Origin of the sequence: uncultured Desulfovibrio sp., assembly GCF_910584445.1 — a bacterium.
Lineage (GTDB): Bacteria > Desulfobacterota > Desulfovibrionia > Desulfovibrionales > Desulfovibrionaceae > Desulfovibrio.
In genome coordinates, this window is sequence record NZ_CAJUBO010000007.1 from 19,043 (window position 1) to 35,892 (window position 16,850).

17 protein-coding genes and 1 pseudogene are annotated in these 16,850 nt (G+C 60.1%); 17 read left to right on the forward strand and 1 reads right to left on the reverse strand.

The window, feature by feature from the left end:
• Positions 1-221: pseudogene (locus QZ294_RS04570) on the forward strand (hypothetical protein); the annotation flags it as partial.
• A 5-nt stretch (positions 222-226) separates the two neighbouring features.
• Here the strand turns inward: QZ294_RS04570 and QZ294_RS04575 are convergent.
• Positions 227-820 (reverse strand): hypothetical protein, encoded by a 594-nt coding sequence (locus QZ294_RS04575; RefSeq protein ID WP_297047305.1) that lies wholly within the window; start codon positions 818-820, stop codon positions 227-229.
• Positions 821-911: 91 nt separating this feature from the next.
• Here QZ294_RS04575 and QZ294_RS04580 point away from each other — a divergent pair, with 91 nt between their 5' ends.
• The 16 genes from QZ294_RS04580 (at position 912) to QZ294_RS04655 (ending at position 16,843) form a co-directional block, all read left to right on the forward strand.
• Positions 912-2,486 (forward strand): DUF935 family protein, encoded by a 1,575-nt coding sequence (locus QZ294_RS04580; protein WP_297047307.1) that lies wholly within the window; start codon positions 912-914, stop codon positions 2,484-2,486.
• Entirely contained in the window at positions 2,467-4,413 is a 1,947-nt protein-coding gene (locus tag QZ294_RS04585) for a phage minor head protein (protein WP_297047309.1), read from the forward strand. The genes QZ294_RS04580 and QZ294_RS04585 overlap by 20 nt, the downstream gene beginning before the upstream one ends.
• A gap of 3 nt (positions 4,414-4,416) precedes the next feature.
• Positions 4,417-5,562, forward strand: a complete 1,146-nt coding sequence (locus QZ294_RS04590) for an ADP-ribosylglycohydrolase family protein (protein WP_297047311.1) — start codon at positions 4,417-4,419, stop codon at positions 5,560-5,562.
• Between the two features lie 79 nt (positions 5,563-5,641).
• On the forward strand, positions 5,642-6,565 hold the full coding sequence (locus QZ294_RS04595) for a phage protease (protein ID WP_297047313.1): 924 nt from the start codon (positions 5,642-5,644) through the stop codon (positions 6,563-6,565).
• Positions 6,566-6,574: 9 nt separating this feature from the next.
• Complete coding sequence (locus tag QZ294_RS04600; RefSeq protein ID WP_297047315.1) at positions 6,575-6,994, forward strand: hypothetical protein; 420 nt, start codon at positions 6,575-6,577, stop codon at positions 6,992-6,994.
• Positions 6,995-7,024: 30 nt separating this feature from the next.
• Complete coding sequence (locus QZ294_RS04605; RefSeq protein WP_297047317.1) at positions 7,025-8,017, forward strand: major capsid protein; 993 nt, start codon at positions 7,025-7,027, stop codon at positions 8,015-8,017.
• 108 nt (positions 8,018-8,125) lie between these two features.
• Complete coding sequence (locus tag QZ294_RS04610; protein ID WP_297047318.1) at positions 8,126-8,551, forward strand: phage protein Gp36 family protein; 426 nt, start codon at positions 8,126-8,128, stop codon at positions 8,549-8,551.
• A gap of 102 nt (positions 8,552-8,653) precedes the next feature.
• Positions 8,654-9,103, forward strand: a complete 450-nt coding sequence (locus QZ294_RS04615; RefSeq protein WP_297047320.1) for a phage virion morphogenesis protein — start codon at positions 8,654-8,656, stop codon at positions 9,101-9,103.
• 2 nt (positions 9,104-9,105) lie between these two features.
• Complete coding sequence (locus tag QZ294_RS04620; RefSeq protein ID WP_297047322.1) at positions 9,106-9,642, forward strand: translation initiation factor 2; 537 nt, start codon at positions 9,106-9,108, stop codon at positions 9,640-9,642.
• The gene (locus QZ294_RS04625) at positions 9,626-10,060 is read left to right on the forward strand and encodes a hypothetical protein (RefSeq protein WP_297047324.1); all 435 of its coding nucleotides are present in this window, start codon (positions 9,626-9,628) and stop codon (positions 10,058-10,060) included. The genes QZ294_RS04620 and QZ294_RS04625 overlap by 17 nt, the downstream gene beginning before the upstream one ends.
• A 12-nt stretch (positions 10,061-10,072) precedes the next feature.
• The gene (locus QZ294_RS04630; RefSeq protein WP_297047325.1) at positions 10,073-11,770 is read left to right on the forward strand and encodes a DUF2586 domain-containing protein; all 1,698 of its coding nucleotides are present in this window, start codon (positions 10,073-10,075) and stop codon (positions 11,768-11,770) included.
• An 8-nt stretch (positions 11,771-11,778) separates the two neighbouring features.
• Positions 11,779-12,243 (forward strand): hypothetical protein, encoded by a 465-nt coding sequence (locus QZ294_RS04635; RefSeq protein ID WP_297047329.1) that lies wholly within the window; start codon positions 11,779-11,781, stop codon positions 12,241-12,243.
• 109 nt (positions 12,244-12,352) lie between these two features.
• A complete protein-coding gene (locus QZ294_RS04640) occupies positions 12,353-12,697 on the forward strand; it encodes a hypothetical protein (RefSeq protein ID WP_297047331.1) in 345 nt (114 codons plus the stop codon).
• Positions 12,698-13,015: 318 nt separating this feature from the next.
• Positions 13,016-15,490 carry a phage tail tape measure protein gene (locus tag QZ294_RS04645; protein WP_297047538.1) on the forward strand — a complete coding sequence of 825 codons (2,475 nt, stop codon included), beginning with the start codon at positions 13,016-13,018 and terminating at the stop codon, positions 15,488-15,490.
• Entirely contained in the window at positions 15,487-16,032 is a 546-nt protein-coding gene (locus QZ294_RS04650; RefSeq protein ID WP_297047334.1) for a hypothetical protein, read from the forward strand. Before QZ294_RS04645 ends, QZ294_RS04650 begins: the two co-directional genes overlap by 4 nt.
• Positions 16,025-16,843: a hypothetical protein gene (locus QZ294_RS04655; RefSeq protein WP_297047336.1), complete on the forward strand. Its 819-nt coding sequence runs from the start codon at positions 16,025-16,027 to the stop codon at positions 16,841-16,843. Before QZ294_RS04650 ends, QZ294_RS04655 begins: the two co-directional genes overlap by 8 nt.
• Positions 16,844-16,850: the final 7 nt, after the last annotated feature.

Here is a 16,850-nt window from a genome sequence, read left to right on the forward strand (position 1 = left end):
GGGACTCCGGCATCCTCTCCGATTTCCGCTCGTTGCGCGTGGTCAAGGGCGTGGCGCGTGTGCCGGAACAGCGCACCAGAGACAAGACGGGCGGCAGGCACGGCGACAGCGTGATCGCCTGCGCCATGATGCTGGATGCGCGGAAGGAACTCGGCAGCTACGAACCCTGGGACTATGTCGGTGTGCCGATGGTGGGGTTCGATTTGGCGGGATGGCGGTAAGTATGCTATTTTTTTTGAGTGATCCTTGCCGTATCTTGTTTTAACAGTTTAGCATGACAGCTTTTGTGCTTTTCATAAAGTTGTGAATATTTTTCAACTAAATCCTGCCGTTTTTCGCGCTTACATGCCGTAACCATACTCCCATATATTTCGTATAAATCAGCTTCCATGAGCATTTTCTTTGAAGCAATACTCCGCTTTGGCAACCATTCAAGAACTCTTTTTTCAGTACCATCAATCAATTTCTGAAACTCAAACATAGCTTCATCAAAGTTTCCACTCTGTTGCAAAAAGAGGGGAAGCCGCAAAGAATGTTTTATCGGATAAATAGTTTTTGTGTCTTTTTTCAAAATTTCCGCTTCACGCAAGCATTGAATTGCTCTCTCAAAATCTCCTTTTGATTTCAAATCTGTAGCTTCACGGTGTAATGATGAGATTCTCTGTTCCGCTCTGTCACCTGTGGCAATAGATATAGCATAGTTGAAGTCGCTATTGCTCTTTGGATTGCTCTCACTCAAACTCCCCTTTTTCTTTTTACGCCACTTCCATACCAGATAAACAATGCCAGCACACAAAGCGTAGCCCATTAAGCTTTCCATATTCGTCCTCATATTTTCCGCATAGTTCGCACGGCTTACAGGCATTCCTTCCGATTTCCGGTCATATTGCCAGAAAACGGAGGCGATTTCTATGGCCGATGGGCTTTATATGCCGGATGGCACGTTCAGGCCGTTTTCGGCGGCGGAACTTTCAACGGAGCTGGCCACGCGCCAGAACGCCGGCGTCTATTATGCGGAGCTGGAGGGCTGGCTTTCAACCCTGCCAGACCCTGATCCGGTTTTACGCAAGAGGGGCGATGAGGCCACGGTCTTGCACGATCTTTCCGCCGATGACCAGGTCACCACGGCCATGCTCTCCCGCAAGAACCGCGTCCTCAACTGTCCGCATTTCAGCCTGCGCGCCGGGGCCGTGGAGGGCGAGGAGCCGACCCCGGAGGCCGAGGAACTTTTCCGGCGTTTTCGGCAGGATTTGGAGCGCACAAACCAGAGATCCATCATCAGCGCCATACTGGACGCGCCTTTTTATGGTTACACGCCGCTGGAACTGGTCTGGGAATTCTCCGGCGACTGGTGGCATCTCGTGGACATCATCGCCCGGCCCTTTCACTGGTTTCGCTTTGACAGCAAAAACCAGCCGGTATTCGTGGGTGAATACGGCCTGTTCTGTGCCGAACCAAAGCCACTGCCACCCGGCAAATTCGTCTTTGTGACGCACCACGCTACCTACGACAACCCCTACGGCCTGCGGCTTTTGAGCCGTTGCCTCTGGCCCGTGAGTTTCAAGCGCGGCGGCCTCACCTTTTACTCCAGATTTGTCGAGCGGCACGGCATGCCGTGGGTGGTCGGCGAAGCTCCCAGCCAGGCCAAGGCCGAAGATAAAAACGAGATGGCCCGCAATCTTGCCCGCATGGTGCAGGATGCCGTGGCGGTCATCCCTCATGGGGCAAACGTCAAGCTGGAGAGCGCGGGCCAGACGCAGGGAGAAATCCACGAGAAATTTCTGGCACGCCAGGACAAGGCCATCAGCAAAATCCTCATGGGGCAGACGCTTACGATCGAGATGGAGGGGAAAAACAGCCAGGCCGCCGCCCAGACGCATAACGATGTCGCCGAAGGGCTGGCCGACGCCGACAAGGCAATGGTCTGCGATGCCTGGAATGAAGTCGCGTGGCTCTATGCCCAGGTCAACGCCACGCCGGGCGTATTGGCTCCTTTGGCCGCGTATGAAGAGCCGGACGACCTCAACACGCGCGCCGATCTGGACAAGAAGCTGACCGAAATCGGCGCGGAATTCACCGAAGAGCATTTCACGGAGGTCTATGGCCTGAAGCCCGGCGAATTTCAGGTGCGCGGCGCGGCGCCATCGCTGCCGGAGACGGAGGGGGCCGCAACGGATTTTGCCGCGCCAGCAGCACGAGAAATGAGAATGGCGGAAACGGCGCAAAAGACGCTGGACGCAGCTATTGTCAAAATGCTGCCAAAGACCCTGCGGGCCAGCAACGCCTTTGTCGGCGAGGTGGAGGACGCCGTCCGTAAGGCAACGAGCTATGACGATCTGCAGGATCGGCTCGTGGAATTGCTGGCCCCCTCCATGACGCCGCGCACACTGGAGAACTTCCTGGCCTGCGCCATGACAGCCGCCGCAGGGCATGGCGCTGCGGCCATAGAAGCGGAAATCGAAGCCGATGGCCAAGAAAACGCCTGACATCACGCTGGATGATCCTGAACTCATCGCCGAACCAGTCCAGCCCGATGCGGCCATCAAGTTCTGGCAGGAGCGCGCGAAGCTGACATGGGATCAGGCAAAGGGGCTGGCGGACGGCGCGAAGGCGCGGGCGTTCTACGTCACTGGCCTGTATCAGCAAGACCTCGTGCAACTGGTCAGCGATGGTATTGAGGCTGCGCTGACCAATGGCGAGACGCTGCCGCAATTCAAGGCGCGCATCCTCCAGGCGATAGAAAGCCAGGGCTGGCATGGCCACAGGGTTGAAAACATCTTCCGCACCAACATGCAGTCCGCCTACTCCGCAGGCCGCTACAAAAAAATGCAGGCCGTCAAGAAATCCCGGCCATACTGGCAATATCTGGCCGTCATGGACAAGCGCGTCCGCCCCTCCCATGCCGTGCTGCACGGCAAGGTCTACCCGGCTGATCACGAGTTCTGGGGGTCCAATTATCCGCCCAATGGCTTCAGGTGCCGCTGTTCCGTGGTCACGTTGTCCGAGCGGCAGGTCAAGGCGCAGGGGCTGACCGTTGAAACGGATATGCCCAAAGCCGACGTCTGGACAGACCCCAAAACGGGCATGGAGTATTTTGTCAATTTCCCAGGGGCCGACCCTGGTTTCCGCAATAACCCGTTTGCAGAATGGGCAAAAAACGGCGGCATCGCCGACTTGCCGGGCCTCAAAGATTTTGCTCCGGCCAAAAAAGCCCCCGTCACCCAGAAATCCATCCAGGTCGAAATCTCCTCACTGGAGGAACAGATCAAGGCAACCAAGGACAAGGCCGAAAAAGAAGCCCTGATGGCAAAAAAGGCCGAGCAGCAGGCGCTCCTTGAGAAAAAGGCCGCAACCGCACTCAAAAACAAGCTGAACGCGGAGAAAAAGAAGCTCAAGACAAAGATCGATGCCTTTCCCGTCAAAACCTATAGCGGCATCTGGCAGTCCGAGGTCACCACAGCCGACTGGGCGAGCAAGGCCGCCAGCATTCAGGCAAAAAAAGACTATTACCTTGCCAAACTTGGGCACGGAGGCATCTCATCCGAGAATGTTGCAAAATTTCAGAAATTTCTCAAAGACCTGGACGAGTTTTCAGAAAAGGGGCAGGAATACTACAATCTACAGCAGAGCCTGAAAAATAATCAGGCATCCTTGTTATCTCTCAAAAAAGGGGGTAAGGTTTCCGACAAGGTTGTCAAAGCTGTTGACGACCCGTACTCACAGGAACGCAAAAATGCGGCGATTTGGGCCAAGACGCCGAAAGAGGCTGATAATGTCCTCCGACAGAAATGCGGCGAAGTCTGGAGAACCGCCAAGGCAGTTGAAAAGAGCGCTGCCTATAAATATACTTCCGGGTCAGGGTCTTTCAACCGACCGCTACGTGGGTATGATAAAATTTGGAGCAGTTTCAAGGGCATCGGCAAAGTAAGCTTGAACAATGAGAAGTCAGGAGCTGCAATCAAGCATTTGACGAATCTGATCAACAGGTCGACCTACGATAAAGATATATGGGTGCAGCGCGGCGTCCAGCCTGCTGGAGCGGCGGCGTTTTTGGGGATTTCAGAAAAACAGCTGATGAGCATGTCGCAGGACAAATTATTCGACCTGCTAAAAAAAGACGCAGTTACTGATACCGCGTTTGTTTCATGCGGAAGCTGTAAAGGGCATGGTTTTTCAGGAGTTATTTTCAATATTTATTGCCCCAAAGGGACAAAAATGCTGTATGCCGAGCCGTTTAGCGCTTATGGGGGAGGCGATAAAAAGAAGTGGGACGGCATGAGCGGTCAATCCTTCTTTGGGCATGAGCTTGAAACGATTATTCAGCGTGGGACAAAATTCAGAATCACAAAGGTTGAAAAAGGCTACAAGGGCATTTTTATAGATATGGAAGTTGTGGAGCAAATCGAGGTATAGATCATGGAAGCAGCAAAGCCGCGTTGGGAAAACGAAACCTGGACGGCGTTACATCCTAACCCCGTAGCCTGCCGTACCTGTATTTTCAGGGCGACAGCAGGCGAGGGCTACGTCCTCGACAGGGCTACCACAGATACATGCACCATCTATGAAGCCCCGGAGCGCAAGCCTGATGACGTGTACTGGCATGGAGCTGGCTGCGAAAACTACGAGGCCGCCGATGATAAGCCGCAATCGCTGCTTTTGGGCATTGCTGTGGCTGATGCCCTCGGTGTGCCTGTTGAATTCAAAAAACGCGGGACATTCCATGTCGCCAAGATGGAGGGCTACGGAACCTATGACCAGCCGCCGGGAACATGGTCGGATGACACATCCATGACGCTGGCTTTGGCGGAGAATATGGGGCCGACAAAAATCTACATGGAAGACCTCGCAAAGAGCTTTATTGCCTGGCGCGACGAGGCGGCCTACACCCCGCATGGCGAAACCTTTGACATCGGCAACGCCACAAATCGCGCTATTGAGCGCATGAAAAAAGGGGTAGAGCCGACCAGGGCCGGGGGCAAGGAAGAGAAGGACAATGGCAATGGCAGCCTGATGCGAGTCGCGCCGCTCGCCTTGTATTTCTTCGGCAAACCCGACGCACGGCAGCGGTATCAGATAACGAAAGACGTCTCCTCCATGACGCACGCCCACCCCTGGTCTGTGACGGCCTGCTTCATCTATCTGGAGATGCTCAATCTGCTGCGCAAGGGGCGCGGAAAGAAGGCCGCCTATGCGGAGCTGAAAGAGGCATTCAGTGGCTACGCCTTCTTGGATAAAGCCGCTCTGGCCAAGTTTGACCGCATTCTCAAAGGCGATATCGCTGTATTGCCGGAGAGCGAGATCAGCAGCACGGGCTTTGTGGTGGATACGCTGGAAGCGGCATTCTGGTCATTCTTGACCACCAAAAGTTACAAAGACGCGGTCTTGCGGGCGGTAAACCTGGGCGATGACACTGACACGACGGGCGCTGTCACCGGCGCTTTGGCCGGCCTGCACTACGGTCTGAAAGACATCCCGCAGGAATGGCTGGACACCCTCGTGAAGCGTGAGGATATCCGCGACATCGCCATCAAGATGCCGAGATGGGATTTGCTGCCCGATTAAAATACCCTGCATAGTCCGCCTGGAGTCCAGGCGCGGCCCCCGTTTTTGGTTCATGGTAGCCAGAAACGGGGGCTTTTGCATGGATAACTGGATCGAAATTGCCCGTGCCGGCACGTTCGTCGACAGCCAGGGGAGGCCGCAAACGTTTACGGATGCGGATCTCTCGGCCATCGCCAGTGCCTACGACCCGCAAAAGCGGGATTGCCCGCTCGTTTTCGGTCACCCCAAAACGGACGCGGCCCCGGCCTTTGGCTGGGCGCAGCGCGTCAAGGCCACAGGCGGGAAATTGCTTGCACAATTCGCCCAGGTTCCGGGCGAGGTGAAGGAGCTTGTGGCAAAAGGGCACTACCGCCACGTCAGCATGAGCCTGATGCCGGATCGGGTGACCTTGCGCCATGTGGCGCTTCTGGGCGCGGCGCAGCCGGCCATAGACGGCTTGAAGGCCGTGGAGCTGGCACAGGGCGAGGAAGCCATAACCGTGGATTTTTCCACACAAGGAGGAAACGGTATGCCCGACGATGATCTGCAGAAGAAAATCGGCGCGTTGGAGGAGCGCGTCAAGAGCCTGGAAAGCGAAAACGCCACACTGAAGCAGCAGGCACAGAGCCACAAGGATGGCAAGGAAAAGGCGGAGGCCGAAAAGACCGCCGCGCAGGAAAAGGCGGACAAGGCCGCCGCCGATTTCGCCGCCTACAAGGGTGCTGTGGAAGCCGAGCGGCGCGAGGCCCGCGTGTCCGCCCTTGTGGCGGCGGGCAGGATCACCCCGGCGGAGAAGCCCGGCGTGCTGCAATTCGCCGCCGCGCTGGCTGCCCAGGGCGGCAGCATCGACTTTGCTTCCCCGGACGGCAAGACCGAGACCATCAGCCTGGAGGAGAAATACCTGCGCGATCAGGAGTCCAGACCGGCGGACGAACGGGGCGATGCCATGTTCTCCGCCCCTCCCGCTCACAGCGCGCAGGGCACCCAGACCATCAACCCGGCGGAGCTGACCGCCAAGCTGTAGGAGCGTCTCATGGCAAATGAAGGGTATCTCGGCAAGCACACCATCGGCGGAGAACGTGCCGCCACCAGCGACCATCAGGTCGTGCTGCACTATCTGCCGCTCTCGGCCAGCGCCAGGACGAAAGCGATCCCCGTGGGGACAGTGCTGAAACGCGTGGACGTCACCGAAACCACGGGCGAAGGCGAGGCCGCCGTCACAAAGGTTGTGGGCGTGGCCTGGGAGCCGCTGCTTTCCACGGACGCGGCCACGGTTTCGCCGGCGGCGGTGGTTGACAGCCCTTGCGATCCTACGGGCGAATCCGCCGAGACCTCGGCGCTCTGCGTGGTGCATGGCGGCGTGAAGGCGCGCCTGCTGAAAACCGGTGACGACAAGCCGCTGACCGATGTTCAGGCGGCCCTGCTCATGGAGCGCGGCATTTTCGCCGTGTAGTCCAAAACAGTCTAACAAGGCGGAATCACAATGCTCGCAACGCTTCGCAATCTCTTTGCGCCGCAGGCGGTGGCGCAGAGTCTCAAGACGCTGCCGCCCATCGAGTCCACCATCATGGACTCCTATTTCAAAAGCCGGCCCGCGCATCCGCTGCCCATGCTCGGCATTACCGATCTTCGGGCCGTTGTCCAGACGGTGCCTGTGGTGCGGCGCGAGGGGTCTCCCGTGCCCCTCCTGGAAGAAGAAGTGGAAACCCAGTATTTCGCGCCCCTGCCGATCAAGGTGCAGGTGCCCGTTTCCGCCGCCGAGATGAACGACCTGCGCGTCGTCATGGGGAACCAGGCGTCGCTGGAAGCCTGGCGCACCCGCAAGGTGGAGCAGATCCGGCAGACCATGCACAACACGACCGAGGGCATGTGCGCCGGTGTTTTGTCCACCGGCAAGCTGGCGTGGCCGGTGCAGCTGCAGGGAGGGCGCAGCGCCGACTACGGTCTGGACTATGGCGCTCCGCTCTCCCACACCCTGTCGGCCAAGCTCACCGGGGCATCCTCGCTCTCCGACGTCTACCGCCTGCTGCGGGATATGCAGCAGAAAATCCGCATGGCCGGCCTCGGCGGCAAGGTGGAATTCCTTTGCGGCGAAGACGTGGCGGCGGTTTTCCTGGACATGGCGGAGAACTGGAAGTCCACGGCCCAGAACGCGCCGCTGTCCATCAAGCTGGGCAACGGCGAGGTGCAGGTCGGTTCCTACGTTATCCGCTTCATGGACGAAACCTACCCCGCCCCGTCCGGCGAGTGGGTGCCCAAGCTGGACGCCAAGACGCTCATGGCCATTGCCGTGGATGTGCCCGGTATCATCTGGTACTGCGCCATTGACTCCATATCGGCCACTAATGCCGCCGTGCCCATGCACATCGTGCCCGTGAAGCGCGAGGATGATTCGGGGATCACGCTCATCGGCCAGACCAAACCCATGCCCGCGCGGCCTTCCCGGAGCGTCTGCAAATGCGTGGCGGTGGCGTAACGCCGTATGCGCCGCTGTGGCGAAAAAACACGCCCGGACGGGCCAACATCGCCGTAACCGATTTGGACTAGTCTAAAACTAGTCTAAATCGCGCGCAAAGGCCATGCCATGCGATTGTGTCAAGCCTCCCATATCACCGACCTCCTCCTGCCCAAGTATGTGCAGGCATGCGAGAAGCTGAATCCCGGCCTTGTGGACAGGGTCATCGACGAGGTTTCCGGGGAGGTCGGCGATGCTCTGTCCTACAGGTACCCGCAACCCTGGCCCCATGTGCCGGAGCTTGTGCGGTACATCGTGGCGGCCATTGGCGCTTACCGTGTCATCGGGGCCATTACCTCCCTGATGAAGACGGAAGCCACGAGCGAAAATGAATGGATTCCCATCCAGAAGCAGTGGAAATACGCCACCGAACTTCTGGAGGACATTGTGAGAGGCCGCCAGAAGCTGCCGCTGGAAGAAGCCCACCCCGATCGGGAAGACCCCAGCGTGGCCGTCATGTCCAGGCCGCCGCTGTTCGATCTGAGGGGGTTGTAAAATGTGCTGTCCTGTCTGCGGACACCGGCTCTCATTGGTCGTGACGGGAGCGGGCGTGGCCCGAATCTGCAAACATTGCGGCTATCGGGCGCGGAGGAGCTTATGGCGGTGAAGAACGGCGTTGCTCTGAATTGGGGCGGCTTCGACAAGGTCGTCGGCAAGGCGTCCTCCAAAATGGGCGACACCAAAAAGGCGCTCATGGCCAGCATCGGCGAGGCGCTCGTATCGAGTACCCTCAAACGCTTTGACGCCGAGGAGGGGCCGGACGGAAAGCCGTGGCAGCCCTCCAAGCGTGCCGCCGCCGAAAGCGGCAAGACGCTGACCAACACGGCCGAGCTGCGCAAGTCAATCGGCTATGCGGCTACAGCCAGCATGGTCATGGTCGGCAGCAATAATGTCGTCTATGCCCGGATACACCAGATGGGCGGCAAGGCCGGCAAGGGACATCATGTTTCAATCCCGGCGCGACCTTATCTCGGCGTCTCGAAAGAGGACAGGGAAGAAGCCATGGCTGTCATTGCCGAGTTCCTCGCGGGCACCTTCAAGGCGTGACGATGCAGACGCTGGCTACCGAGGTCATCACAAAGGCGGCGCTTGCCGCCGGACTGCCTGAAGGGCGCGTCATCAATCAGGTGGCGAGCGACAACCTTACCCTGGACAGGCCACGGGTCGAGCTGCAGTTCCTGCCGGCAACGTATCGGCGGACTGGCCGCACGCTGGCCTTTGTCCGGACAGAGAAAAACCGCGTCCGCAAGCGTGAGCTGTATGAAGTGGAGTTCTCGGCAGCCGCCAACATCCTTGCGGAAGACGATGCGTGGCTTGCCGATTTCGCTTACGCCTTCGTGGCCGCGCTGCCCAGGGGGGTCAACGATAAACGCGGCAACTGGGTGGGGATTCGGGCCGAAAAGGCCACCTTCGGCAAAGCTCCGGACAACCGCGTTGGCGATGAGGTCATCGAGGTCTTCCATTACATCAATGAGCTGTATGAGTTGACCTTTACCTGGCGCGTCACCGCCGACGAAGTCGAGGCGCTGATTCCCACATTCACCATCAATGTTTCAATGGAGGCAAAACATGGTCAAGAAGGCTGAAGATAAAAAGGAGTCCCAGGTCGTCCAAGGCGAGCCGCAGCAGGCACAGGCCGAGGAGAACACGCAGTCAGCGCCCGGTGCGGCCACGCCGGAGGCGGCAGCCGCTGCCGGCGGTGAAAACGGCCAGGATGTCTCCAAAACGGATGCGGAAGTCGCCGCCGAGGAAGGGAGCGCCACAACCCAGGAAACCGGCGATGTCGCCAAGGATGCCACGAGCAAGCCGGATGACGCGCCGCCGCAGCCTGTTCTGGAAACCCTGTCCGTACTGGCAGACCGCCACCGCATCGCAAGCTGGCAGCAGGCGGCGCTGATGCGCTGTATGGGTTGGGAGGCGGGCAAGATGGTCACCGATGCCGAGTATCGCGGCGCCCTGGAGAGGGTCAGATCCCGTCCTATGGGCGGCGGACGGCTGGCGTAAGGAGGATGCCACATGGGCGATGTCTTTCACTATCTCATTGATGGCACCAGCGGCATAGTTACCGGCGGCGTGGACGGCAAGGCGCTCGTTGCGGGCGTCTGTTCCAAGGGGCAGGTCGGCAAGGGCTACATGATCGGCCAGCGGACTGATCTTGAGGCGCTGCTCGGCGTTGGGCCGCTGGTCGACCGTGTGCGCGACATGCTGGTAACCGGTGGTCAGGACCCCTACCTCGTCGCCGTGCCCGTGAAGGGGCAGCCGTGCGGCTATATCTCCGCGCTTTCGCAGCATGGCGATGGCTCTCCCGCGACGCTGTCCGGCTACCCGGCGCAGAACGCGGACGTGCTGGTGCGCGTGTCCACGGCGGGCGCGCTTGGCACTGCGGAGCTGGAGGTCAGTCTGGACGGGGGCAAAACCTACGCGGAGCCGGTGACCAGCGCCACGCAGCATGTTCTCGGCGATACCGGCGTCACGCTGATTTTTGCCTCCGATGCCGAGCTGGAGGTCGGCACGAGCTATGCCTGCAGTGTGCGCTGTCCCGTCGGCCCCGTCTACAGGACAGGCGATGCCGACAGCCCGATGGTTGAAGTCGGGGAAGCAAGCGGCGGCGCTGTGCTGGCCGGGGCGGAACTGGTCGTCCAGATCGTCAGGGGCGGAACTCTCAACGAGGGCACGTTCCGGCTTTCCACGGATGGCGGCGACAGCTTCGAGCGGACGCGCACCATCCCCGTTGACGGCAAATACAGGCTGCCGGGGTTTGGCGTTGTCCTCACGTTCCCTGCCGGCACTTATGCCGCCGGCACGACCTACACCTGCCGCCTGCTGCCGCCCGCGCCGAGCATCGTGGATGTGCTGGACGCGCTGGAAAGCCCTCTGGCCATCCATGATGTGGAGTTTGTGTACGTCGTGGGCGAAAGCGACAGCGTGGACTGGCTTGCGGCCCAGGCCAAGGCGGAGGAACTTTGGGGGCAGCAGCGACCCACCTACTTCAAGATGGAGACCCGCCTGCCGTATGATCACGAGGACATGAGCGATTTCGCCGCATGGCTCCTCTCCGAGCGCCAGGGCATTGCCGCCCGTTTCGTCACCGTCTGCCCGCAGTGGGGCGAAGTGGTCGATACGACAGGGCAGGCCCGCCTGCGCAATGCCGCCGGACTCCAGGCAGGGCGCGTCATGGCCATCCCCGTGCAGCGCGCGGCGGGTCGTGTCAAGGACGGCCCCGTGTCCCAGCTTGCCCTGCCCGACGGCTGGGAGGCGATTCAGCCAGCGCTGGAGGATGCCGGTTTCATTACCGCCAGGCAGTATGCCGGCATGGACGGCACATACTGGGCCGGTTCGCGGACTCTGGCCGATGAGACGAGCGACTACCGCTGGGAGGAACCTCTGCGGACGGTCTTCCGGGCGGTACGTCTTACCCGCGTGGCTGCCCTGAAGAGCCTCAATGACGAGCTTGGCGATCCCATGCGTGTCAACAGCCAGGGAGGGCTGGCCTATCTCAAGGCCAACCTGGAAAACGCTCTGGACGTGATGGTCGGAGCCGGAGAGCTTGCCGCCTACAGAATCGACATCCCCGTTGGTCAGGATATCGTCAACAACGGTGTCCAGGTTGAAGCGACGCTCATTGGCATTCCCATCATCCGGGAAATCCATCTCTTCAACAAATACGTCTACGCGGGGAGCAAGTTTGACCCGCGCATGACGGACGAGGACTAGGAGGCAGCATGGCAGTCAATGGGAACCGATACGACTGGGAAAGCATGACCGTCACCGGGCCGCATGGGGAAATCGCCGCGGTCACCGAGATAAAATACGAGGACGGCCAGAGCATCGAGGGGCGCTATGGACGCGGTTCCGTGCCTCTCGGCTATGGCCGGGGAAACTATGAGGCCAGCGGCTCGATGACGCTGGATCGGGACGAATGGGAGAAGCTGAAGAAAGAGCTTACCAGTGCCGGCGGCGGCATCTATGACCACGCGCCGATCACGATTGTGGTGAGTTACGGCAATGACGATATGCCGACCGTCACCGACACGCTCAAGAACTGCAAAATCCAGAAGTTCTCCGGGGGCGGCGCAAGTCAGGGCGATACCAATGCCTCGCCCATTACCTGCGAATTCGTCATCCTCTCGCCCATCCTGTGGAACGGCACTCCCGCCAAGCGGGAGCATAAAAGCCGGTATATGTAGGGGCAAAAAATCCTTGCACTGAACGCGCTCTTTCCGGGCGCGTTTCTTTTTTTGCGGTTACAAGGGAGTGAACAAATAAACCGGCTTTTGCCGCAACGAGGAGTTCAGCATGTCCGATGTGAAACAGCCCGAAGACGCCGCAGTCTCCACCCGCAAATATGCGTCCTTCACCCACGCCTTTGAAGACCCGTGGGCGGGCGAGAGCGCCGAAGACGGCAAGTCCGTCAGACTGACGTTCCGCTTCGCCAAGCCCACCAAAGTCCAGCTGCAGCGCCTGCAGGACAAGGCCACCAAAAATTCCACGCAGGCGGCCCGGAATCTCCTGCTGGACATCATCCACCCCGATGACAAGGAGCGGTTCCTGGAGAGCATGGAGGAATATCCCGGTATCACCGCCAGCTTTGCCACCGCGATCCTCAAGGGTGTCGGGATTTCCGCTGACCTGGGAAACTAGAGCCGGACGGCTATGGTCAGGGCGATGCGCTCATCCGCTTCTGGCTGCATTCCGAGCCAGCCGAGGAGATGGCGGATTGGGAAGCGCAACTCGACCAGGCCGTCTGGCTGGAGAGGAGATTCTTTGAGGCCATGAGCCGCAGTTTCTGGGGCAGGAAGGAGTAGCCCGCAAGGATGCGGGCAGCCGCGCAGCGGAGCGCAGCAAGCGTCGCGCCGCTTGCAAGCGAGCTTGCATCCCGCACAGGACGTGCGGGGGCAAGCTATTTGAGAAGGAATCATGGAAGTCTTCGAGATATTTGCGACACTCTCCCTCGTGGACATGCTCTCCGGCCCCCTCGGTAAAATCCGGCAGGCAATGGGCAGCGTGGACGCGGAGACAAAATCGCTCCACGCCCGCATGGGACAACTTGCCCTGGCCCTGGGGCCGATTGCTGTGGGGGCCGGGGTCTTGCTTGGCTCCTTTGGTGCGTGTGTGTCCGTGGCGGCAGGCTTTGAGGATCAAATCGCCAAGGTGGGAGCGGTCTCCCGCGCATCGGGCGCGGAGCTGAAAGCCCTTGAAGACAAGGCCAGAGAACTGGGCGCCATCACGCAGTTTACCGCCGTCCAGGTGGGAGAGGCCGAGCAGTATCTGGCAATGGCCGGGTTCAGCGTACAGGAAAACCTCGACGCTCTGCCCGGCGTCCTCAATCTGGCGGCGGCCACGGCCACGGACTTGGGCCGGGCCGCCGACATCTCCTCCGACATCCTCGGCGCTTTCGGCCTCAAGGCGTCCGAGATGACCCGCGTGGCCGATACCCTGGCCCTGACATGCGCCCAGGCGAATACGGACATGGAGAAGCTGGGGGACACGATGAAATATGTGGCCCCCATCGCACGGAAAGCCGGCCTCTCTCTGGAGGAAACGGCGGCGATGGCCGGTCTGCTCGGCGATGTGGGCATCAAGGGATCGCAGGCCGGCACGACCATGAAGGCCATGCTCGGCAAGCTGGCCGCGCCCAGTAAAAAGGCTGCGGAACTCATGCAGCGCCTTGGCGTCACGACCAAGGATGCGGCAGGCAACCTCCGCAGCCCGATAAAAGTTCTGGGCGAACTGACCGCCAAAATGCAGAGTCTTGGTTCCGCAGACCAGATCGAGGCATTGAAAAAGATCGTCGGCGAAGAGGCGATGGCCGGTTTTTCCGAGCTGATCAATCAAGCCGACGGATCGGGCAAGCTGCTTGAAAAAATCAACAACCTGGTAAACGGCAGCGGCACTGCGGCGGAGATGGCCGCAAAGCAGAACGATACCCTCGCCGGCAGCGTGAGGAGCATGGGCAGCGCGTGGGAGTCCTTGCAGATCAGCGTGGGCAAGATGTTCCTTCCGGTCGTGCGCAAAGTGGTGGACGCCATTACCGGGCTTTTGCGCCTTCTGGACGCCTTTGCGCAGAGCAAGGACGGCTCGGCCATCCTGAAAATTGCCGGCGCTCTGGCAACCGCCGTTGTGGCGGTTACAGGCTTTGCCGCCGGCATGTGGGCTGTCGGCAAGGCCGCGCCCTTTGTCAGCAAAGTGATGCTGGCGCTCAAGACGTCACTCCTGGGCCTCGGCGCTCCCGTGTGGGCGCTCATTGCCGTTGCCGGCACGTTTTACGCGGCGTGGAAAGCGGACTTCGGCGGCATCGCCACTGTCCTGTCCCGCTGGTGGAGCAATATCAAGCTCGTTGTGAACGGCGTCATCGCCATTTTCAACAATCTCAAAGGCTCCAGTTCCGAAATTCGCGGAGAGCTGGCAAGGGATATCAAGGCCACAGGGCTGGAAAACCTGGTGGTTACTGTCGGCAAGATCGTCTTTCGCATTCGGGAATTTTTCAGCGGCATCTGGGATGCCCTTGACTTTAGCGTGGTCACGACTGTCTTTGCGCCGGCCATTCTCAAAATCCGCGAAATTTTCGACATCCTTGGTCGTGTCATCGGCAAGGTCTTCGGCACGGAAGTCAAAAGCGCGGCAGCGGACGCGCGCAGCCTCGGGGAAGTGATAGGCGGCTACCTCACGCGCGCTCTGGAAACCTTGGCGACCATTCTCGGCGTTCTGGCGCAGGGAGTGGCGAATGTCCTCGGTCTCTTCAGCGCCGTTGCCGCTGCCTTCACCGGGGACATCCCTTCAGCAGCAGAGGCCCTGCGCTCGGTCTTCCACGGGCTCGGCGAGATGTTTGCCCTCGTGGGCGACCTGTGGGGCGTGGGAGATTCCATCCGCGCGGCCTGGGGCGAGGTCATGGCCTACCTTGACAGCATCAATCTGTTCGAGTGCGGGGCCAAGCTGCTGACCACCATCGTTGACGGTATCAAGTCCGCCGCCGGGGCGCTCGTGGACTCGGTCAAGGGCGTTTTTCAGCGGGTTCGCAACCTCCTGCCGTTCAGCGACGCCAGGGAAGGCCCGCTTTCGACCCTCACACTTTCCGGCTCCCGCCTGATGACCACCCTCGGCGAAGGCGTCAATGCCGGTTTCCCAAGCCTGATGCAAACCATCTCCGGCAAGTTCCAGACGCTGAAGGAGGGTCTTGGCAGTGTGTGGCAGAGCCTCTTTGGCGGAGATGACGCCCCGGAACTGATCGCGCCGAAGATCCCCGAACCCCCCGGCATGCCGAAGGACGTGGCCGAAGCCCGGCAGAGCGATGCGGCATCGCAGGCCAGTGGCCAGACGCAGCAGTCTTTCGCCTTGCACATCGCAAACATCACGCTGCCAAACGTGAAAGACGCCAACGATTTTTATGACCAACTCAAATCGGCGGCAATGGAATATGGGGAAAGCATGGCATGAAGCTCCTGACCTTTGAAGACGGCATTGTGCGTATCGGCGGTGAGGAATTGCCCGGTATCCTCTCGGATATCCGGGTGTCATGCGCGGTCAGGTTTGATGAGCAGTCCGTCGATAAATCCTCCGGCAAGAAGAAGACCCCCCAGGGATGGGAAGACAGCGACATTTCCCTGTCCCTGTACCTCACCACGGACGATGCCGGCACATGCTATGACAAGCTGAACACGCTGAACGGAATTTTCAAGAAGACGGACGCCAGGGCCAACCCCACCATTTTTACCGTTGCCAATCGCCATCTGCTGGCGCGGGGCATCCGGCAGGTCGTCTTTTCCAAGCTGGACTCCGCCGAATCCATGAAAAGCGATGACATCAGGGCCACCCTGGCCTTTACCGAACACAATCCTCCCATTGTGAAGCAGGAGCAGGCCGTGGCCAGGCAGCCGACCCCCGCAGAACTGGCCCAACAGGCAAAAGACCTGGCGGCGAGAAAGGGTCAGGAGGCGGCGCGGGAAGCGGAAGAAGTGATCGGGGTGGAGCTTGATTGAGGGGCTGAATATCCGCTGCAATGTGGGGCCGCTGGAAATCCTGAGGAGTCCGCGTATCGAGCTTGTGTCGCGCCGCCGCGCCGTGGTCAGTCGCGCGCGGATCGTCATCCCCGATCCCGAAGGGGTGGCCCGCGCCGCTCTGGCCCTTGGACAGCAGGTTACGCTGCGCTTTGGCTATCGGGGCGAGGCCAACTTTTGGCAGGAATGGGAAGGCAGCGTGGCGGAAATCGGGCAGCCCGGCGCGGATGCCGAGGCTGCGGACGCCATTACCGTGCAGGCCGTGGGACTGGAGAAGGCGCTGACCACAACTCTCGTCAAGGATTCCTTTTATGGAGAGCCTGCCGCCGCCGTGGCCAGAAGACTCCTGTCCGCCACCGGCCTCCCTGTGGGAGCGGTGGAAATTCCGGGCGATGTGCTGCCATACCAGGTCTTTTCCAACGTGCCTGTGGCGCGGGCCATCAAGCAACTTGCCAATACGCTGACCCGTGCCTTTGGGTACGACATGAGCCGCCATGCGCTCTGGCTCGGCGCATCCGGCCTGACGTGGAGCGCCGGGGACGAACCGGGCGCGGCTTATGCCATCACGACATGCGAAAATCTCATCGCCAATACGCCGCCGGAGACGTCGGACGGCGTCGGCGTGGTCACAAGCGTCTTGCTCCCCGGGCTTACCCACAGCCGGCTGGTGCATATCACCGACACGCGGCGCGGGTTGAATATCACGGCCCGCGCCCTTGACGTCGTTCACTCTCTGGCCGAAGGCGGCAATACGACCATTGTTACCTACGGCAAGGATGCAGGGTGGGCATGATCTTTTC